Source organism: Mycobacterium sp., from assembly GCF_032161845.1.
Lineage (GTDB): Bacteria > Actinomycetota > Actinomycetes > Mycobacteriales > Mycobacteriaceae > Mycobacterium.
Genome location: NZ_JAVRQA010000412.1, coordinates 1 through 20,082, shown reverse-complemented (window position 1 = coordinate 20,082; position 20,082 = coordinate 1). Strand labels below are relative to the sequence as shown.

Below are 20,082 nucleotides of genomic sequence, written 5' to 3'. Positions count from 1 at the left end.
GCGCCGGGTTTCGGGTCGCTCGGTGATGACCTATGAGCACAACGTCGCGAATGCGGCGCTGGCCGCCGCGGCCGCGGCGGAGGTGCTTTGCAGGGCGGTGACGCCCGACGAGTTAGACGCCGCCGTGCACACCAATCCGGGGCTGCCGCACCGCCTGCAGACCGTCCGCACCACCGGGCGCATCCGGTGGATCGACGACACCCTCGCGACGACGGGGGAGAGCGTCACCGCGGCACTTCGGGCGATGGATCCAGATGAGCACGTCGCCTTGATCGTCGGCGGCCTGGATCGTCAGCTGAACTACGAACAGCTCGACGACTACCTGTGTCGCGGCGAGCGGCGGGTCTCCCTGATCCAATCACCGACCAACGGGGTCGCGATCGGGGCGGAGTTTGCGCGCAAGCATCCGTCCCGCACGCACCCGGTGCACAGCCTCGAGGAGGCCGTGCGCACGGCGGCGGCGCTGTCCGACGTCGACGTCGTCCTTCTGTCGCCTGGCGCGGCGAGCTACGACCTGTTCACCAATTACGAGGCGAAGGCCTCGGCATTCTGCGATTTCATCGACGGGCTTGCGGGCACCGTCAGCGGCCCGCACTAACCTGGAACCCGTGCCCGATCCAGCGACCTACCGGCCTGCCACGGGCTCGATACCCGTCGAGCCCGGCGTCTACCGGTTCCGCGATCCGCACGGCCGGGTGATCTACGTCGGCAAGGCCAAGAGCCTCCGCAGCCGGCTCAACTCCTACTTCGCCGACCTGTCCGGTCTTGCCCCGCGCACCAGGCAGATGGTGACGACCGCCGGCAGCGTCGAATGGACGGTCGTCGGCACCGAAGTCGAAGCGCTGCAGCTGGAATACAACTGGATCAAGGAGTTCGATCCACGGTTCAACATCCGCTACCGCGACGACAAGTCGTACCCGGTTCTCGCGGTCACGCTGAACGAGGAGTACCCGCGGCTGTTCGTCTACCGCGGTCCGCGCCGCAAGGGCGTCCGCTACTTCGGTCCCTACTCCCACGCCTGGGCCATCCGCGAAACCCTCGACCTTCTGACCCGGGTCTTCCCGGCGCGCACCTGCTCGGCGGGGGTGTTCAAGCGGCACAACCAAATTGGTCGGCCCTGTCTGCTCGGCTACATCGACAAGTGCTCGGCACCATGCGTCGGACGGGTCAGCGCCGACGAGCACCGCAGGATCGTCCTCGACTTCTGCGACTTCCTGGCAGGCAAGACCGATCGGCTCGCGCGCGACATGGAGCAGCAGATGAACGCTGCGTCCGCACAGCTCGACTTCGAGCGGGCCGCCCGGCTGCGGGACAACATTTCGGCACTCAAGCGCGCGCTGGAGAAGCAGACCGTGGTCTTCGGTGACGGCACCGACGCCGACGTCGTCGCGTTCGCCGACGACGAGCTCGAGGCCGCCGTGCAGGTGTTTCACGTGCGCGGCGGGCGGGTGCGCGGCCAGCGTGGCTGGGTCGTCGAGAAGTCCGGCGAGCCAGGAAAATCGGGGCGGGAACACCTCGTCGAACAGTTCATCACGCAGTTCTACGGCGATCAGGCCGAACTCGGCGGGGCGGCCGATGACGCCACCAACCTGGTGCCGAGGCAGGTTCTGGTTCCCGTGCTGCCCGCCAACGCCGACGAGCTCGCCGCCTGGCTGAGCGGACTTCGCGGGTCGAACGTTCAGCTACGGGTACCGACCCGCGGTGACAAGCGGGCGCTTGCCGAGACAGTGCATCGCAATGCGCAGGATGCGTTGGCTCAGCACAAGCTCAAGCGCGCCGGTGACTTCAACGCGAGATCCGAAGCGCTGCAGAGCATCCAGGAATTCCTCGGCCTCGCCGACGCGCCGCTTCGGATCGAGTGCGTGGACATCAGCCACGTCCAGGGCACCGACGTGGTGGCGTCGTTGGTGGTGTTCGAGGACGGGCTGCCCCGCAAGTCGGACTACCGGCACTACGCCATCCGGGAGGCGGCGGGAGATGGACGCTCCGACGACGTCGCATCCATCGCCGAGGTGACGCGGCGTCGCTTCGCGCGGCACGTGGCCGATGCCCAGGCGCCGACGGTCGAGGACGGAAGGCCCCGTAGGTTCGCCTATCCGCCCAACCTCTTCGTCGTCGACGGTGGCGCACCTCAGGTGAACGCCGCCGCCGCAGTCCTCGACGAACTCGGTGTCACCGATGTGGCCGTCATCGGCTTGGCCAAGCGACTGGAGGAGGTCTGGGTCCCGTCGGAGCCGGATCCGGTGATCATGCCGCGCAATAGCGACGGTCTCTACCTGCTGCAGCGCGTGCGGGACGAGGCGCACCGGTTCGCGATCAGTTACCACCGCAGCAAGCGGTCGAAGCGGATGACCGCGTCGGCACTAGACTCCGTCCGGGGTCTGGGGGAGCACAGGCGCAAGGCGTTGGTGACACATTTTGGTTCGGTGGCCCGGCTCATGGACGCCAGCGTCGAGGAGATCACGGCGGTACCGGGAATCGGAGTGGCCACGGCGAACGCCGTCCTCGAGGCACTCGGCGTGCCTACGATCAAGGACGAGGTGTCGAAATGACGGGCCAGGGGATGATGTCGAGCGAGAAGCCGGAGGCCGCTGGGATCGACGTCGTCCTCGTCACCGGACTGTCGGGAGCAGGCCGGGGGACCGCGGCCAAGGTTCTCGAGGACCTGGGCTGGTACGTCGCCGACAACCTTCCGCCGGAGCTGATCGCCCGCATGGTCGAACTGGGTCTGGCGGCGGGCTCGCGCATCACCCAGCTCGCGGTCGTCATGGACGTCCGCTCCCGCGGCTTCACCGGTGACCTGGAATGGGTCCGTCACGACCTGGCCACCCGCAACATCACCCCTCGCGTGTTGTTCCTCGAGGCGTCCGACGACATCCTCGTCCGCCGGTACGAACAGAACCGTCGCAGCCATCCGCTGCAGGGCAATCAGACTCTGGCCGAAGGCATTTCCGCGGAGCGCAGGATGCTGGCCCCCATCCGCGCGGCGGCCGATCTGGTGATCGACACGTCGTCGCTGCCGGTGCCCGCCCTTCGAGAGGCAATCGAGCGTGCCTTCGCCGCCGAGACCGTGGCGAACACCAACGTCACCGTCGAATCCTTCGGTTACAAGTACGGCCTTCCGATGGACGCCGACACCGTGATGGACGTCCGCTTCCTCCCGAACCCGCACTGGGTCGACGAATTGCGGCCGCATACGGGTCAGCACCCGGCGGTGCGCGACTACGTCCTTGGCCAACCGGGGGCGGTCGACTTCATCGACACCTACCATCGGCTGCTGGACGTCGTCATCGACGGATACCGCAGGGAGGGCAAGCGCTACATGACCGTCGCGATCGGTTGCACGGGCGGCAAGCATCGCAGCGTCGCCATCGCCGAGGCCCTCGTCGAGCGACTCGGCGGGGACGACGATCTGACGGTGCGGGTGCTGCACCGGGATCTGGGTCGCGAATGAGCGCACGGATCGTCGCACTTGGCGGCGGCCACGGGTTGTACGCGACTCTGTCCGCGTTGCGACGGCTAACGCCTCACGTGACGGCGGTGGTGACGGTTGCCGACGATGGCGGCTCGTCGGGTCGGCTGCGCAGCGAGCTTGACGTCGTGCCACCTGGCGACCTGCGAATGGCGTTGGCGGCGTTGGCATCCGACAGTCCGCACGGCCACCTATGGGCGACCATCCTGCAGCACAGGTTCGGTGGCAGCGGCGCCCTGGCCGGCCATCCGATCGGCAACCTGCTGCTCGCCGGACTCAACGAAGTGCTCGCCGACCCCGTCGCGGCGCTCGACGAACTCGGCCGAATCCTCGACCTCAAGGGCCGGGTGCTGCCGATGTGTCCGATCGCGTTGCAGATCGAAGCGGACGTGGCGGGGCTGGAGTCCGATCCACGGATGAGCCGGGTGATCAGAGGTCAGGTTGCGGTGGCCACCACGGTGGGCAAAGTGCGCCGGGTCCGCTTGAATCCCGGCAATCCGCCTGCCACCCGGCAGGCCGTCGACGCGATCATGGCAGCGGACCTCGTCGTCCTCGGGCCGGGGTCGTGGTTCACCAGCGTGATTCCGCACGTGCTGGTGCCGCAGCTGGCGGCGGCACTTCAAGCCACGGAGGCGCGGCGCGCCCTGGTGCTGAACCTGGTGGCCGAGCCGGGGGAGACAGCGGGTTTCTCCGCCGAGCGCCACATCCACGTACTGGCGCAACATGCGCCAGGATTCACCGTTCACGACATCGTCGTCGACGCGGCAGGCGTACCCGGCGAACGGGAACGGGACCAACTTCGGCGGACCGCGGCCACCCTCGAGGCTCAGGTTGAGTTTGCTGACGTGTCCAGACCTGGTACACCATTACATGACCCGGCGAAGTTGGCTGCGGCGCTGGAGCGGGTGCGGCTGCGCGGTAGTGCACCCGTGGCGCCGACGGCCCCGGCGCCCGCTGCGCAGTCGATCGACGAGAGGTGACGATTTCGTGGCGATGACAGCCGAGGTCAAGGACGAGCTCAGCCGACTCGTGATCAACTCGGTCAGCGCGCGACGCGCGGAGGTGGCTTCCCTGCTGCGCTTTGCGGGCGGTTTGCACAACGTGGCTGGCCGAGTGGTGGTCGAGGCAGAGGTGGACCTCGGGGTCATCGCGCGGCGGCTGCGCAAGGACATCCACGATCTGTACGGCTACAACGCCGTCGTGCACGTGCTCACGGCCAGCGGTATCCGGAAGGGCACCAGGTACGTGGTGCGGGTGGCGCAGGACGGTGAGGCCCTCGCCCGTCAGACCGGATTGCTGGACCTTCGTGGTCGGCCGGTGCGCGGCTTGCCGGCCCAGGTCGTTGGCGGCAGCGTCGGTGACGCCGAAGCCGCTTGGCGCGGAGCGTTTTTGGCGCACGGCTCGCTGACCGAGCCCGGCCGGTCGTCGTCGCTGGAGATCAGCTGCCCCGGCCCAGAGGCGGCCCTGGCGCTGGTCGGAGCGGCACGTCGACTCGGCGTCAGCGCGAAGGCTCGCGAGGTGCGTGGCAGCGACCGGGTCGTGGTGCGCGACGGTGAGGCCATCGGTGCGCTGTTGACGCGGATGGGCGCCCAGGACACCCGGCTCACGTGGGAGGAACGTCGGCTGCGCCGTGAGGTGCGCGCGACGGCGAACCGGCTGGCCAACTTCGACGATGCGAACCTTCGGCGGTCTGCGCGGGCAGCGGTCGCCGCCGCGGCCCGTGTCGAACGCGCGCTGAACATCCTCGGTGATTCCGTTCCCGACCACCTGTCGGCGGCGGGGCGGCTGCGGGTCGAACACCGGCAGGCGTCGCTGGAGGAACTGGGCCGGCTGGCCGAGCCTCCGATGACCAAAGATGCCGTCGCAGGTCGCATTCGGCGGCTGCTGTCGATGGCCGACCGCAAGGCCAAGCAGGACGGCATTCCCGATACCGAGTCGGCGGTCACCCCGGATCTGCTCGACGACGCCTGACACCGTGACCACTCTGCGGGTCGGAACGGCCATGCCCGATCCGCCGTTCAACGGGATGTCCGATGGTGGCGGCCTCGACCTCGATCTGATCGACGCCCTTGGTGCGGTTCTGGGGAGGTCGGTGGAGCTCATCGCCTACGAGGGTGCCGATTTCGACGGCATCTTCGACGAGTTGTCGGCGGGCGCATATGACTGTGTCATCGCGGGCACCACGGTCACCCCCGAGCGTGCGCGGAAGGCGGACTTCGCCCCGGCCTACCTGATTTCGGGACAGTCGCTCGCGGTCGACAGCGCCCGCCTCCCGACGGTCAGATCGATCGAGGACCTCGCCGGGCTGAGAATCGGTGTGCAGCAGGGCAACACCAGTCAGCCGATCGCCGAGCGCCTCGTCGCCCGGGGCAGGGCCAAGGCCGTCCGCGTCTACGACTACGGCGACATCAGGTCGGCCATCTCGGATCTCGCGTCGGGTGGTTGCGATGCCGTCATGAAGCTCGGGCCGGTGTTGACCGAACTCGTCAGATCCATCGCGGACGTCGACGTGGTACAGCACGGGATCACGCGGGAGGAGATCGCGATCGCCGTCGCGCGGGGGGATGGCTCGCAATTGACGAAGATCGCAGCGGCGCAGGAGCAACTCGAAGCCGACGGCAGCCTGCAGGAAATGCGGCGCAAATGGCTCGGCAACCCGTACCGCGATCAGAGTCTGGCCGCCCTGTGATTGGGCGTCAGCCCAGCCTTCGCGCCGAGTTCGTCGCACCACTAGGCTGATCCCCGAGCATCTTCGAGATCTAAGGAGCAAGACAGTGACGGTTCGGGTAGGCGTTAACGGCTTCGGCCGAATCGGGCGCAACTTCTTCAGGGCCCTTGACGCCCAGAAGGCGCTCGGCAACAACACCGACATCGAGATCGTGGCGGTCAACGACCTCACGGACAACGCCACGTTGGCGCACCTGCTGAAGTTCGACTCGATCCTGGGCCGGCTGCCCTACGACGTCAGCCTGGAAGGCGACGACATCATCGTCGTCGGCGACACCAAGATCAAGGCACTCGAGGTCAAGGCCGGTCCGGCGGAACTGCCGTGGGGTGACCTGGGCGTCGACGTCGTCGTCGAGTCCACCGGCATCTTCACCAACGCCGCCAAGGCCAAGGGCCACCTGGACGCGGGCGCCAAGAAGGTCATCATCTCCGCGCCGGCCACCGACCCGGACATCACGATCGTCATCGGCGTCAACGACGACAAGTATGACGGCAGCCAGAACATCATCTCCAACGCCTCGTGCACCACGAACTGCCTCGGCCCGCTGGCCAAGGTCCTCAATGACGAGTTCGGCATCGTCAAGGGCCTGATGACCACGATTCACGCGTACACGCAGGACCAGAACCTGCAGGACGGCCCGCATAGCGACCTGCGTCGTGCCCGCGCCGCCGCACTGAACATCGTCCCGACCTCGACCGGTGCCGCCAAGGCCATCGGCCTGGTGCTTCCGGAGCTCAAGGGCAAGCTGGACGGCTACGCGCTGCGGGTGCCGATCCCCACCGGCTCGGTCACCGACTTGACGGTCGAGCTGGCCAAGTCCGGCACCGCCGCCGAAATCAACGCCGTCTTCAAGGCCGCCGCCGAGGGCAAGCTCAAGGGCATCCTCAAGTACTACGACGCGCCGATCGTGTCGAGCGACATCGTCACAGACCCGCACAGCTCGATCTTCGACTCCGGCTTGACCAAGGTGATCGACAACCAGGCCAAGGTCGTGTCCTGGTACGACAACGAGTGGGGCTACTCCAACCGCCTGGTCGACCTGGTCTCGCTGGTCGGCAAGTCGCTCTGACCGGATAGTCGTGTCGATCAAATCACTCGAAGATCTGCTGGCCGAAGGCGTCGAGGGTCGGGGCGTGCTGGTGCGCTCCGACCTGAACGTCCCGCTCGACGACGAGGGCACCATCACCGACCCGGGTCGCATCCTGGCGTCGGTGCCAACGCTCAAGGCGTTGTCCGACGCCGGAGCCAAGGTCGTCGTCACCGCGCACCTGGGCCGGCCCAAGGATGGGCCGGACCCCAAGTTCTCGTTGGCGCCCGTCGCGGCGGCCCTCGGCGCAGAACTCGGTAGGCACGTTCAGTTGGCCACCGACGTCGTGGGCTCCGACGCGCTGGCCCGCGCGGAAGGCTTGACCGACGGCGACGTGCTGATGGTCGAGAACATCCGCTTCGATCCGCGTGAAACCAGCAAGGACGACGCCGAGCGGCTCGCGCTGGCCAAGGAGTTGGCCGAGCTCGTCAGCGGCGCCGACGGTTCCCCTGGCGCGTTCGTGTCCGACGGCTTCGGCGTCGTGCACCGCAAGCAGGCGTCGGTCTATGACGTCGCGACGTTGCTGCCGCATTACGCGGGGACGCTGGTGGCGACCGAGGTCAAGGTGCTCCAGCAACTGACGTCGTCAACCGAGCGGCCGTACGCCGTGGTGCTCGGCGGCTCGAAGGTCTCCGACAAGCTGGCCGTCATCGAGAATCTGGCCACCAAGGCCGACAGCATCATCATCGGTGGCGGAATGTGCTTCACATTCCTTGCTGCGCAAGGAGTTTCGGTCGGCACGTCGCTGCTGCAGCCGGAGATGATCGACACCTGCAAGAAGCTTCTCGAGGACTACGGCGACGTCATCCACCTGCCGGTGGACATCGTCGTGGCGGAGAAGTTCGCCGCGGACTCCGCACCGGAGACGGTGGCCGCGGACAAGATCGCCGAGGACAGGATGGGGCTGGACATCGGCCCCGAGTCGGTGAGGCGGTTCACCGCGCTGCTCTCGAACGCCAAGACCGTGTTCTGGAACGGCCCGATGGGCGTCTTCGAGTTCCCGGCGTTCGCCGCGGGCACCAAGGGCGTCGCGGAGGCCGTCATCGGCGCGACGGCCAAGGGCGCGTTCAGCGTCGTCGGTGGCGGCGATTCGGCTGCCGCCGTACGCCAACTCGGCCTTCCCGAGGACGGCTTCTCGCACATTTCGACCGGCGGCGGGGCATCGCTGGAATACCTTGAGGGCAAAGAGCTACCTGGTATCCAAATCTTGTCCGTTCAGAACTAGGAGACCCCTGTGCCCCGCAAGCCGCTGATCGCCGGCAACTGGAAGATGAACCTCAATCACTTCGAGGCCATCGCCCTGGTGCAGAAGATCGCCTTCTCGTTGCCGGACAAGTACTTCGACAAGGTCGACGTGACGGTCATCCCGCCGTTCACCGATCTGCGCAGTGTGCAGACCCTCGTCGACGGTGACAAGCTCCGGCTCACCTACGGCGCTCAGGACGTGTCCAAGCACGATTCCGGGGCGTACACCGGCGAGATCAGCGGCGCGTTCCTGGCCAAACTCGGATGCACCTTCGCGGTGGTCGGTCACTCCGAGCGCCGCACATATCACGACGAGGACGACGCGCTGGTCGCCGCGAAGGCAGCGGCCGCTCTCAAACACGGGCTGACGCCGATCATCTGCATCGGCGAGGGACTCGAGATCCGCGAGGCCGGGGATCACGTCGCCTACAACGTCAACCAGTTGAAGGGCTCGCTGGCCGGGCTCTCTGCCGAACAAATCGAGTCGAGCGTCATCGCCTACGAGCCGGTCTGGGCGATCGGTACCGGTCGGGTGGCCAGCGCCGCCGACGCGCAGGAGGTCTGCGCCGCGATCCGCACCGAACTGGCCGAGCTGGCGACGCCGGCCATCGCCGACACCGTCCGCGTGCTCTATGGCGGATCGGTGAGCGCCAAGAACGTGGGGGAGATCGTCGGGCAGTCCGACGTGGACGGGGCCCTCGTCGGCGGTGCGTCACTGGACGGCGAACAGTTCGCCATCCTTTCGGCGATCGCCGCTGGTGGACCCCTGCCCTGACCCCGAAGCCGTGATTCGGCAGCTCGCCCGGTATTCTGGCGTCCATGATTTTCGCTCTGCAGATCACCCTCGTCGTCACCAGCGTTCTGGTGATCCTGTTGGTGCTTCTGCATCGGGCCAAGGGTGGCGGCCTGTCGACGCTGTTTGGTGGCGGTGTGCAGTCCAGCCTCTCCGGATCAACGGTCGTCGAGAAGAACCTCGACCGCCTGACCTACTTCATCACCGGCATCTGGCTGGTCTCGATCATCGCCGTCGCGCTTCAGATCAAGTACGGCGCCTGACGCTTGAGAATCGCCGCGGTCGCCGCCGCGTGACCGTGCTCGGCCCAGCCCAGTGGCGTCATGCCGTGCTCGGCGTCGACTACATCGGGGTCGGCCCCGCATTCGAGTAGCGCCTCAACCAGTTCGACGTCTCCGATCCATGCCGCGTGGTGCAACATCGTGTGGCCGTCGAAGAGGGCATCGAGGGCACCTCCCGCGGCGGCCAGTGCCCGCACGCCGTCCGGAGTGCCCGCAGCGGCGATTGGCGGCTGCGGGGGATCGGGTCGCCACGGCGACGGCGAGTCCGCGGGGCGGCCGGCCGTGAACCCATGGGCAGCCAGCAACTCGAGGCGTTCGGTGAAGCCGCGGTCCCGCGCCCAGTCGACCTGACGCTGCACCATGTCGATCGGGCTTTCCAGCGCCTCGCCGATTCGGCGGTGCCACGTTCCGCCGTCGCCGTGGCCGAGTCCGGCATCCAACAGGATCCGCAGGTGGCCATCGTCTCGGCCGAACATGCGGTTGTACAACGTCTGCGCGTCATTCGGATCGGCACCACGGGCGAGCAGCAACAATGCCAAGTCGTCGCAGGCCGGGTGTCGGGGTTGCCTGCCCGGACCCGCCTCGCCCTCGCCGAAACACAGCGTCAGCACGGTGAACGGCGTCGGGAGGCCGAGCCATAGATACCCGGCGTCCGGGTCAGCCCCGGCGTCGAGCAGCAGCTGGGCCGTCGTCAGCGGGTCGGATTGGGGCACCCGCGAGGCCGCCAGGTGAAACAGCGCCGTCAACCCGAAGGGACCGCCTTGGTCACGCGCACCACGCGGTCGGTCCGCGAGGTGCGCCCGCACGGCGGACGGGTCGCCGATGGCCGCCGCAGCGTAGAGGCTCCGCTCGGGCAGGTCGGGGTTGGCCCGCAGAATCTCACCGGCGGCCGACCACCTGGCCGGGCCGTCCTCCTGCGAGTAGGTGAGGCACGCCAGCGACAGGAAGCGTTGCAGCGGATCGTCATTCACGGTGACCGTGGGGTCGCGTCGGAGTTGCTCGGCCGTGCGCAGATAGGCCTGAAGTCGCGGCCAACTGCTGAAGCCGACCGTCCGCGCCACCACCAATTGGGCCGCGGTCAAGGCGAATTCGGCGGGGTCGGCGGGCAGCCCGCCGGGATGGTGACGCGACACCAGCGCAAGCGCCGCGTCGTGCTCATCGGCGGAGCCGTCGCGCACCGCACGTTGCAGCCGACGTGCATCGCGGCGGAATCGCACCAGGGAGGGATTGTTGGGCAGGGATGGGGCCATGACGGCCTCCTTTCGTCGTACCCGAGGTCCGCTGCGTCGGGCCGAAAGGAGGACGGGCCTGATCGGTTCCCACTCCAGGAAGGCTGAGTCACCTTCTCGGCCACAGACCGCGTTACCGGAGGCGCCCTGGACGCCATCGCCGACGCTACCCGAGGAGTTCAGGAATCACTCAGCACGGGCCCCTACGATCGCCCCGTGCCCAGACTTCGCCGCGCAGGCGTCCTTTCGGCGGTCCTTCTGTGTCTGGGTGCGGGAGTGGCCGCGGCTGACCCGCTTCCCGTCGCCGACGTGACTCAGTCCGCGGACACCGACGACGGCTGGCATCTCAGCGCAGCCCTGACGCGGATGACGATCAATTCGGTGCCCAACATGGCCGCGACCGCCTTCACCAGGGAGGGCTTCGTCACGGGCAAGGCCTCCGCCACCATCGATGGCAACGGCACCGCGGCAGTAAACTCCGGCACTCTGATCCTCGGTCTGCAACTGGGTTGCCAGATTGACCTCAGCGAGGGCGGGAGCGTGGGAGGCGATGCCGACCTCGGGATCAACCCCGGCTTCACCGGCGGCAGCAACCTGCTCAGTGACTTCGGCCCGTACGCGGACCTAGGGGGCAATGTCTCGATCAACCTCCTCCCCGGAACCATCACGAACATCGGTCTCGGCAAGAAGTCCCTCAAGGGCCGCACCGGGGAGATCGTGGTCCACGATGCACACGTCAAGGTGGACGCCTGCGGCGGCGCGGTCTCCGTCCGGTTCTTCGCCTCGGTGATGATCGACACCGACAAGTCCGACGACAGTGTGAACGCCTACGGGGACATCCTCTCGCTGTGAGGCCGTCCAGGAAGTTCTCCAGACGATCTGCGGCCGCATTGTGTTCGGCGTCGCTCTTGATTTGCCCGACCGCCGTCGTGCTCGCCGATCCGGCCCACGCGGATTGCTCTGGCGCCGGGGACTTCGGCGCTGGTTCCGGGTGTCCTCCTCCTGGCGACACGTCAGGTTCGGGTGGCGAGAGCTGGCCGCCGACCGGCGTGGACTGGCCGCCGTCGCAGAACACGGACTCCGCCAACGCCGAAGGGGGGAGCGACGCGGGTGGTTCGGCGCCAATCGTCGTGCCCGACGGTCAAGTACCACCTCCGAAACCCGCCAACGCATCCGACGCGACGAGCACGTCGACGCCGCCTATCCCCATCGTCGCGGTGGGCGCACCGTCGGCGCCGACGACCCAGACACCGATCGTGACTACGGCCGGCGCGACTCCCTAGAGCAGGCCGCCGACACCAGGTAGGTTGCCGAGGACAGGTGTGGTGCCGAGCAGCCCCCGCCCGACGGACTGTTTGCTGGTGCAGTCCGGGCCCGGGCCTGGTGCGTCTCCGACCTTCACGCAGCACTGCGTCGGGCTACCGGCCACCGAGTTCGGGCACTCGGGTGCCGCGCTCGCAGTGGCGGGCAGAGCCACGACGGCGAGGGAGATCGCGGCTGCGCCGCAGCAGGCGGCGAGGATCCTGGTCATCGGGATGGCGGGTCCTAAGGTCATTTGCGTCTCCACGGTGTGTGCCACGGACCAGGAAGTTCGGGCTTGTAATGCGGCCTGTTCCCGGTACGTCGATACTTGAAACCATGGCCGATGCTCCCGATACCGCCCTCGCACCCATCGGCTCGGTGCGCCGAACCCAGGTAGGCCGCGAGGCGACCGAACCGATGCGTGAGGACATCCGTCTGCTCGGCGCGATACTGGGCGACACCGTTCGCGAGCAGAACGGTGACGCGGTCTTCGACCTCGTGGAGCGGGCCAGGGTCGGGTCCTTCCGGGTGCGACGTTCCGAGATCGACCGGGCCGAACTCGCGGGCCTGTTCGACGGCATCGATATCCACGACGCGATTCCGGTCATTCGGGCCTTCACCCACTTCGCCCTGCTGGCCAACGTCGCCGAGGACATCCACCGGGAACGGCGCCGCGCGGTTCACGTCGAGGCCGGCGAGGCGCCGCAGCCCAGCAGCCTGGCGGCCACCTATCTGAAGCTGGAGTCCGCCCAGCTGGACTCCGCGACCGTGGCCGACGCCCTCACCGGAGCGCTGGTGTCACCGGTGATCACCGCGCACCCCACCGAGACGCGCAGAAGGACGGTGTTCGACACTCAGCACCGGATCACCGAGCTGATGCGGCTGCGCATGCACGGGCACACCAGCACCGACGACGGTCGCAGCATCGACCTGGAGCTGCGACGGAACATCCTCACGCTGTGGCAGACGGCGCTGATCCGGTTGTCGCGGTTGAAGATTCAGGACGAGATCGAAACCGGACTGCGGTATTACCCAGCCGCGTTCTTCGAGGTGATCCCGAAGGTCAACGCCGAAGTACGCACCGCTCTGCAGGCCCGTTGGCCCGACGCCCACGTGCTCGAGCAGCCCATTCTGCGCCCCGGCTCCTGGATCGGTGGCGACCGCGACGGCAACCCGAACGTGACGTCCGAGGTCGTCCGGCTGGCCACCGGTAGCGCCGCTCACACCGCACTCTCGCACTACTTCGTCGAGCTGACCGCGCTCGAAGAGGAACTGTCCATGTCGGTGCGGCTGGTGCGGATCAGCGATGAGCTGCAAGCGCTCGCCGACACCTGTGGCGAGCCGGCCCGTGCCGATGAACCGTACCGGCGTGCACTGCGAGTGATCCACGGACGTTTGACGGCAACGGCGGCCGAGATTCTGGACCGCCAGCCGGAACACCAGCTCGACCTTGGCATGGACCGTTACGAGACGCCGCAGTCGTTTCTGGCCGATCTCGACGTCATCGACGCATCGTTGCGCGCGAACGGCAGCTCGGTGTTGGCCGACGATCGTCTGGCCCGACTGCGGGAAGCCGTGCACGTCTTCGGTTTTCATCTGTCGGGCTTGGATCTGCGGCAGAACTCAGACGTGCACGAGGAGGTGATGGCCGAGCTTTTCGCCTGGGCGGGCGTACATCCCAACTACTGCTCCCTCTCGGAGGCGGACCGGGTGGAGATCCTGACCGCGGAGCTCGCCACTCGCCGACCGCTGGTGAGTCCCGGCGCCGAATTGTCGGAGCTGGCGCGCAAGGAGCTGGACATCACCGCGGCGGCGGCGCGGGCGGTCCGGGTATTCGGTCCGCAGGCGGTGCCGAACTACATCATCTCGATGTGCCAGTCGGTATCGGACATGCTCGAGGCGGCGGTATTCCTGAAGGAGGCCGGCCTGCTCAGCGTGGTCGCGGGAGCCTCGGGAGACCAGCCGTACAGCCCCGTCGGCGTCGTGCCGCTGTTCGAGACCATCGACGACCTGCAGCGCGGATCGGCGATTCTCGAAGCGGTGCTTGACATTCCGCTATACCGGGCGCTGGTCCACGCTCGCGGTGAACAGCAGGAAGTGATGCTCGGCTATTCCGACTCGAATAAGGACGGCGGCTATCTCGCGGCCAACTGGGCGCTCTACCGTGCCGAACTCGACCTGGTCGAATCCGCGCGGAAGACCGGCATTCGCCTGCGGCTGTTCCACGGTCGCGGGGGCACCGTCGGTCGCGGCGGTGGCCCGAGTTACGACGCCATCCTGGCGCAGCCGCCAGGAGCGGTGAAGGGCTCGCTGCGCATCACCGAGCAGGGTGAGGTGATCGCCGCCAAGTACGCCGAACCGACCATCGCCCATCGCAATCTGGAGACGCTACTCGCCGCGACGCTCGAGTCGACCCTGCTCGACGTCGAGGGTCTCGGCGACGCGGCGGGACCCGCATACGAGGTGCTCGACGACCTGGCCGCGCGGGCGCAGCGGGCCTACTCCGAACTGGTGCACGAGACACCGGGTTTCGTGGAGTACTTCAAGCAGTCGACGCCCGTCAGCGAGATCGGCGCGCTCAACATCGGCAGCCGGCCCGCTTCCCGCAAGCCAACCACGGCGATCTCCGACCTGCGCGCCATTCCATGGGTGCTGGCCTGGAGTCAGTCGCGCGTCATGCTGCCCGGCTGGTATGGCACGGGTACGGCCTTCGAGGAGTTCATCGCCGACGGTGGAAAGGAGGATGCCCGCCTGCAGGTGCTCCGCGACCTTTACGAGAAGTGGCCGTTCTTCCGCTCCGTGCTGTCCAACATGGCCCAGGTGCTCGCGAAGGCGGACATGGGGCTGGCAGCCAGGTACTCCGAACTGGTCGATGATGAAGCGTTGCGGCACAGGGTCTTCGACAAGATCGTCGCCGAGCACGATCGAACCATCAAGATGCTGCGGCTCATCACCGGAAAGGAGGATCTACTGGCCGACAATCCGGCACTCGCGCGGTCGGTGTTCAACCGATTCCCGTACCTCGAGCCGCTGAATCACCTGCAGGTCGAGCTGCTGCGGCGGTTCCGGTCCGGTGACGAGGACGAACTGGTTCAGCGCGGAATCCTGCTCACCATGAGCGGGTTGGCGACCGCCCTTCGCAACAGCGGCTGACCGCCGGGCTGGACGAACTCCATCGATCATTGACAACCGTCGTCACGGGGTGTGATAGTCGGTCCGTTGCTGAAAACGCCATTTTCACTTTTGCGGGCGTGCCGATGTCGATGGAGACGGAGTAGGACGTGACCGAAGGTTCCAACGCCACCGCGTGGAAGAACCCCATGGCCTGGCTGCCCCACTCGATCGCCGAGTTCGCGCTCTCGGGCGGCGAGGGTGACGATCCCGAGCTCCTCGCGGCCTGGGCCCACCTGCAGGAACGCCTGAGCGCAGCGCAGGAACTCGTGGTGTCGACGCCGGTGAACAAGAACCGCGCCGACTTCGCATCCGGCATGCGCCACCTGATGGTGCTGCTGGCGGTCGGCATCGACCAGGCGCTGCGCGTGGACCCCGATCCGGTCCTCGCGGTCTCTCGGGCCAGCATGGACGACGTCGTCACCTGGGGTCTGGAATGCCCGGACTGCGTCTACCTGAACGCGAGCTTCCGGGCCGGCGAGTCCTACCGGCTCTACGGCAACCGCGGCACCGCCCGCTACGTCGGGCTGCAGACCATGGACGGCATGGCCGCCACCTCGAACGTCCTCGTCGACGAGCTCGAGGTCGATGCCGAAGGGAACTTCGAGGCCATCCTGTCGGCCGACGAGCACGACGGGAACTGGCTCAAGCTGGCAGGCGATCACCCAACCCTAACCGTGCGGAACTTCCTGTACGACTGGGACACCGAGGTCATCGCATCGCTGAAGGTCGAGCGCATCAGCGAGGAGGTCGAGCGACGCGACAGGTCGGTGGAGCCCGGGCTCTCGGTCGCGCGCCAGCTGTACGCGGTGGGAGAGTTCGTCTACGACAACCTGAAGTTCTTCCTCGACTTCGGCGCGATGCCACAGGCCAACGACTTCATTCCGCCGATGGACATGTCATCCATGGGCGCGGCGGCCGAGAACCGGCCCGTGATCGGACGATTCGAGCTCGAACCCGACCAGGCGCTGATCCTCGAGGTCGAACCCCCAGAAGGCGTCTACTGGAGCATCTCGCTCGGCAACCCGTGGCTGGAGACGATTCACTACGGGCGCCACCAGTCCAGCCTCAACGGGCACCAAGCCGTCGTCGATCCCGACGGGCTGGTGCGGTTCGTGCTGTCGGCTACCGATCCCGGCGTGGCCAACTGGCTGGACACCGCGGGTCACAGCAACGGGGCGATGCTCTTGCGTTGCGTCCGAACCGACACCGCGCCCGTCCCGAGCACCCGCGTCGTCGCGGTCGACGACGTGCTCTCGGCGTTGCCACCCGACACCACCCTGACCACCGCCGAGGAACGGGCTCGCGTGATCGCTGCACGCCGTCGCGCCGTCTACGAAAGGTTCCATCGATGACCTTCTCCGCCGACGCACTGGAAGAGGGTGCCCGTGCCGCAACGGGTCTCGACGACTTCGGAACGTCCTACTACCGGGAGGGCCTCGAGCGTACGGTCGACGGCTTGAACGACGAGGCCGACCTCAACGAGCTCGGCACCGTCATCCAGCACGCGACCATCAGCAACGCCCTGATCCAGCGGCTGAAGATCATCGAGACCTACCGGCAGCATCCCGAGATCGCCGACGAGGTGGTCGGCGGCCCGGTCGTCATCCTTGGGCTGCCCCGCACGGGCACAACGGCTTTGGGCCAGTTGGTGGCCAACGATCCGCAGTTCAGGTCGCTGCGCACGTGGGAGTCACAGGCACCGACGCCGCCTCCCGAGGCGGCCACGCAGTTCACCGACCCGCGCATCGCGCAGGCCGCCGAGGGCATCGCCATGATCGACGGCATGTTCCCGGAGTTCAAGACGATGATGAGTTCTGAACCCGAGGCCGCGACCGAGTGTCAGGATCTGATGGGCATGAGCTTCCGGACCTATCACTTCGACGGCGTGGTCCGCGTGCCCAGCTACATCGAGTGGCTGCTCGAGACCGACATGCGCGAGACCTACGAGTACCACCAACAGGTCCTGAAACTCCTTCAATGGCACTGCAAGCCGAGCCTCTGGCATCTGCGCACGCCGGTGCACATGTTCGCCCTCGACGCCTTCGTCGAGGTGTACCCCAACGCCAAGTTCCTCTGGAGCCATCGCGATCCGGCCAAGGTGCTGGGTTCGGTGTGCAGTCTGATCGCCTACATCCGCAGCTGGAGCAGCGACCGCAGGGATCTGCACGAGCTCGGCGCCGAGCAATTGGCGTGGTGGGCCAAGGGGACCGAGCGGGCGATGGACTTTCGGAAGAAGTTCGGCGACGACCGCTTCGTCGACGTATCCTTCGCCGATCTGCAGAACGACTCGGTCAAGACGGTCGCCGACAGCTACGCAAAGCTGGGTCTCGAGTTCGGCGATGCCGCGCGCGCGAAGGTGCAGGAGTGGGCCGACGGGCACAAGCCCGGCGCCCGCGGCACCCACGCGTATGAACTTGCCGACTTCGGGCTGACCGAAGGCCAGGTGCGCGAAGTGTTCGGTGACTACCTCGCGACGTACGACGCCTCGGCGTGACGGGGGCCGGATGAACTCCCCAAGCGACGATGCCTCGCGGTCCGGCCGCCGGCTCGACCCCGACCCCCGGGTGCGGCGGGCCATCGTGGCGGCCGCGGCGAAAGTCGTCCGTGACGAGGGCGTCCGAGGTCTGAGCGTCGCGCAGGTTCTCAGCCGCGCCGGCATCGGGACGCGAGCGTTCTACCGCCACTTCGACTCCAAGGATCAGCTGGTATCGGCTGTGTTCCTGGACATGGCCCGCGCCGAGACCCGAAGGCTGGGCAAGCGGATGGCCACCAGCTCGAACCCCGTGGACGCCGTCGTGGCCTGGATCGACGGGCGCCTGGATCTCGCCTTCAACGATGAGATCAAGTCCGATCTGCGGCAAATGTCGCTCGAGGCGCAGTCCCAGATGTTCGCCGCTCCCGAGGTGATCGGCGCCGCGTACGCCGAGATCTTGACGCCACTGATCGAGGAGCTGGAACGGGGCCTTCAGCAGGGCTGCTTCATCGACGTGGACCCTGCCACGCACGCGCTGTCGATCCAGGGTGTGCTGTGGTCCAGCGTCGAAAGGCAATGGGCGAACGGCGATTGCGATCGACTGGAGGTACGCGGAGCGGTCCTGCAGTTCTGCCTCCGCGGACTTGGCGTCGAGCCCGCCTCCATCTCCCGAGTTCTTTCCGAGAGCACCAACCACCTCGCCGCGACGCGGCACGACCGATAGCAGGAGACACATGGATCTGGGCCTGAGTGGATCGGCCGCAGTGGTCACGGGCGGCAGCAAGGGGATGGGCTTGGCGATCGCCGAAACCCTCGCCGCCGAAGGTGCCCGCGTCGCCGTGATGGCGCGCGGTCAGGCCGCGCTGGACTCGGCGGTGGAATCCCTTCTGTCCGCAGGGGCGCCGGACGCGGTCGGCATCAGCGTCGACATGAGCGACGGCGGTTCGATCGCGGCGGGCTTCGCCGCCGTCTCCGATCGATGGGGCGAACTGAACAGCTTGGTCCACACCATCGGCCCGGGCGACGGCTACTTCGAGGAGATGCGCGACGCCGACTGGGACGCGGCATTCGCGCTGGGGACGATGTCCGGGGTGCGGTCGATCCGGGCCGCGCTGCCGATGCTCCGAACTGCCGAGTGGGGCCGCGTCGTGACGCTCTCCGCGCACTCCATCCAGCGGCAGAATCCCCGGATCGTCGCGTATACGGCGGCCAAGGCGGCCTTGAGCAGCATCACCAAGAATCTGTCGAAAAGCCTTGCCAGTGACGGCATTCTGGTCAACTGCGTGTGTCCCGGCACCATCGTGACGGCAAGCTTCACCGAGAACCTCAAGGACATCCTGGCTGCCGACGGACTCGACGCCACCAACCCGGTCGACGTGATGAAGTGGATCGACGACAACTTCCATCAACCCTGTGATCTGGGCCGCGCCGGACTGCCCGAGGAGATCGCATCCATCACCACGTACCTCGCGTCCCGCCGCAACGGGTACGTCACCGGGGCCACCGTCAACGTCGACGGGGGATCGGACTTCATCTGACGCCGTAGCGCTGCGGGGTCCGGCCGGTCAGAGTTTGGTGGCGGCGAGCACGTACTCGCCGGTGTCGGGGTGGTGGTACCAGCCCGACGCGGCGTGGGTACCGCCGTCGACGTGGATCGTCTGTCCGGTGACATAGCGTGACATGTCAGACGCGAGAAACGCTGCAGCGCCTGCCATCTCGTCGACGTGCCCCGCCCTGCCCAGCGGCACCATCAACCCCGCTCGCTGCTCGGTGCCTGGCGGCGAGATGGCTCTGATGCCCTCGGTCATCGTGAGATCGGGAGCCAGCGCGTTGACCCGGATCCCGTGCGGAGCGAGTTCGAGTGCCGCGGTCTTGGTGTAGTTGATGACCCCGGCCTTGGCCGCCGCGTACGTCGCGTACCCGGGTGCGGCGCGAACGCCTTCGATCGAGGTGACGCTGATGATGCTGCCTGGCAACTCCTGCTCGACGAGACCGCGTGCCACGCGTTGCGTGCACAGGTAGACGTGCCGCAGGTTCGACCTGTAGAGCGCATCCCAGCCCTTCTCGGTGGTGTCGAGAATGCCGGACCAGAACACGCCGCCGGCATTGTTCACCAGAATGGTCGGCTGTCCGAGTTCGGCCACGGTCCGTGCCAGCGCGGCGTCGACCTGCCCGCTGTCGCGCACATCGGTGGTGATGCCGAGGCCGTCGATCTCGTCTGCCGCGGACGCACACGTCTCCGGATCGCGTTCCCAGATGGCGACCCTGGCGCCGAAGGCGGCCAGTCCCGCGGCGATG

Annotated in this window: 20 protein-coding genes; 17 read left to right on the top strand and 3 right to left on the bottom strand. The window is 67.3% G+C overall.

Annotated elements, in window-relative coordinates; all coding sequences use genetic code 11:
- The 10 genes from QOD90_RS22410 to secG form a co-directional block, all read left to right on the top strand.
- Positions 1-598 (top strand): glutamate ligase domain-containing protein (locus QOD90_RS22410; RefSeq protein ID WP_526353181.1); only part of this gene is annotated, 598 nt, incomplete at its 5' end.
- Positions 599-608: 10 nt separating this feature from the next.
- Positions 609-2,552 carry an excinuclease ABC subunit UvrC gene (uvrC, locus tag QOD90_RS22405; RefSeq protein ID WP_526353179.1) on the top strand — a complete coding sequence of 648 codons (1,944 nt, stop codon included), beginning with the start codon at positions 609-611 and terminating at the stop codon, positions 2,550-2,552.
- On the top strand, positions 2,549-3,454 hold the full coding sequence (gene rapZ, locus QOD90_RS22400) for an RNase adapter RapZ (protein ID WP_526353177.1): 906 nt from the start codon (positions 2,549-2,551) through the stop codon (positions 3,452-3,454). The genes uvrC and rapZ overlap by 4 nt, the downstream gene beginning before the upstream one ends.
- Positions 3,451-4,452, top strand: a complete 1,002-nt coding sequence (yvcK, locus tag QOD90_RS22395; protein WP_526353175.1) for a uridine diphosphate-N-acetylglucosamine-binding protein YvcK — start codon at positions 3,451-3,453, stop codon at positions 4,450-4,452. The genes rapZ and yvcK overlap by 4 nt, the downstream gene beginning before the upstream one ends.
- Positions 4,453-4,459: 7 nt before the next feature.
- The gene (gene whiA, locus QOD90_RS22390) at positions 4,460-5,443 is read left to right on the top strand and encodes a DNA-binding protein WhiA (protein ID WP_526353173.1); all 984 of its coding nucleotides are present in this window, start codon (positions 4,460-4,462) and stop codon (positions 5,441-5,443) included.
- A gap of 4 nt (positions 5,444-5,447) precedes the next feature.
- Positions 5,448-6,161, top strand: coding sequence for an ABC transporter substrate-binding protein (locus QOD90_RS22385; protein WP_526353171.1), 714 nt, complete (start codon positions 5,448-5,450; stop codon positions 6,159-6,161).
- A gap of 85 nt (positions 6,162-6,246) precedes the next feature.
- Positions 6,247-7,269, top strand: a complete 1,023-nt coding sequence (gene gap / locus QOD90_RS22380) for a type I glyceraldehyde-3-phosphate dehydrogenase (protein ID WP_526353169.1) — start codon at positions 6,247-6,249, stop codon at positions 7,267-7,269.
- A gap of 10 nt (positions 7,270-7,279) precedes the next feature.
- Positions 7,280-8,512: a phosphoglycerate kinase gene (locus QOD90_RS22375; protein ID WP_526353167.1), complete on the top strand. Its 1,233-nt coding sequence runs from the start codon at positions 7,280-7,282 to the stop codon at positions 8,510-8,512.
- Between the two features lie 9 nt (positions 8,513-8,521).
- The gene (gene tpiA, locus QOD90_RS22370) at positions 8,522-9,307 is read left to right on the top strand and encodes a triose-phosphate isomerase (RefSeq protein ID WP_526353165.1); all 786 of its coding nucleotides are present in this window, start codon (positions 8,522-8,524) and stop codon (positions 9,305-9,307) included.
- A 44-nt stretch (positions 9,308-9,351) separates the two neighbouring features.
- On the top strand, positions 9,352-9,588 hold the full coding sequence (secG, locus tag QOD90_RS22365; protein ID WP_526353163.1) for a preprotein translocase subunit SecG: 237 nt from the start codon (positions 9,352-9,354) through the stop codon (positions 9,586-9,588).
- Here secG and QOD90_RS22360 read toward each other — a convergent pair.
- Positions 9,567-10,856 carry an ankyrin repeat domain-containing protein gene (locus QOD90_RS22360; protein ID WP_526353161.1) on the bottom strand — a complete coding sequence of 430 codons (1,290 nt, stop codon included), beginning with the start codon at positions 10,854-10,856 and terminating at the stop codon, positions 9,567-9,569. The genes secG and QOD90_RS22360 overlap by 22 nt on opposite strands.
- A gap of 243 nt (positions 10,857-11,099) precedes the next feature.
- Between QOD90_RS22360 and QOD90_RS22355 the strand changes: the two genes are divergently transcribed.
- Together QOD90_RS22355 and QOD90_RS22350 are read left to right on the top strand one after the other, a co-directional pair.
- Positions 11,100-11,687: an MspA family porin gene (locus QOD90_RS22355; RefSeq protein ID WP_526353185.1), complete on the top strand. Its 588-nt coding sequence runs from the start codon at positions 11,100-11,102 to the stop codon at positions 11,685-11,687.
- Between the two features lie 56 nt (positions 11,688-11,743).
- A complete protein-coding gene (locus tag QOD90_RS22350) occupies positions 11,744-12,118 on the top strand; it encodes a hypothetical protein (protein ID WP_526353159.1) in 375 nt (124 codons plus the stop codon).
- Here the strand turns inward: QOD90_RS22350 and QOD90_RS22345 are convergent.
- Entirely contained in the window at positions 12,115-12,390 is a 276-nt protein-coding gene (locus tag QOD90_RS22345) for a hypothetical protein (RefSeq protein ID WP_526353157.1), read from the bottom strand. The genes QOD90_RS22350 and QOD90_RS22345 overlap by 4 nt on opposite strands.
- An 83-nt stretch (positions 12,391-12,473) precedes the next feature.
- On the opposite strand from QOD90_RS22345, the gene ppc reads away from it, so the two are divergent.
- The 5 genes from ppc (at position 12,474) to QOD90_RS22320 (ending at position 19,322) form a co-directional block, all read left to right on the top strand.
- Positions 12,474-15,290 carry a phosphoenolpyruvate carboxylase gene (ppc, locus tag QOD90_RS22340; RefSeq protein ID WP_526353155.1) on the top strand — a complete coding sequence of 939 codons (2,817 nt, stop codon included), beginning with the start codon at positions 12,474-12,476 and terminating at the stop codon, positions 15,288-15,290.
- Between the two features lie 167 nt (positions 15,291-15,457).
- Entirely contained in the window at positions 15,458-16,663 is a 1,206-nt protein-coding gene (locus QOD90_RS22335; protein ID WP_526353183.1) for a DUF1214 domain-containing protein, read from the top strand.
- Entirely contained in the window at positions 16,660-17,805 is a 1,146-nt protein-coding gene (locus QOD90_RS22330) for a sulfotransferase (RefSeq protein ID WP_526353153.1), read from the top strand. The genes QOD90_RS22335 and QOD90_RS22330 overlap by 4 nt, the downstream gene beginning before the upstream one ends.
- Before the next feature lie 10 nt (positions 17,806-17,815).
- Positions 17,816-18,508, top strand: a complete 693-nt coding sequence (locus QOD90_RS22325; RefSeq protein ID WP_526353151.1) for a TetR/AcrR family transcriptional regulator — start codon at positions 17,816-17,818, stop codon at positions 18,506-18,508.
- A gap of 10 nt (positions 18,509-18,518) precedes the next feature.
- Positions 18,519-19,322, top strand: coding sequence for an SDR family NAD(P)-dependent oxidoreductase (locus QOD90_RS22320; RefSeq protein ID WP_526353149.1), 804 nt, complete (start codon positions 18,519-18,521; stop codon positions 19,320-19,322).
- Between the two features lie 27 nt (positions 19,323-19,349).
- Here QOD90_RS22320 and QOD90_RS22315 read toward each other — a convergent pair whose 3' ends face one another.
- Complete coding sequence (locus QOD90_RS22315) at positions 19,350-20,081, bottom strand: SDR family NAD(P)-dependent oxidoreductase (protein WP_526353147.1); 732 nt, start codon at positions 20,079-20,081, stop codon at positions 19,350-19,352.
- Position 20,082 lies beyond the last annotated feature (1 nt).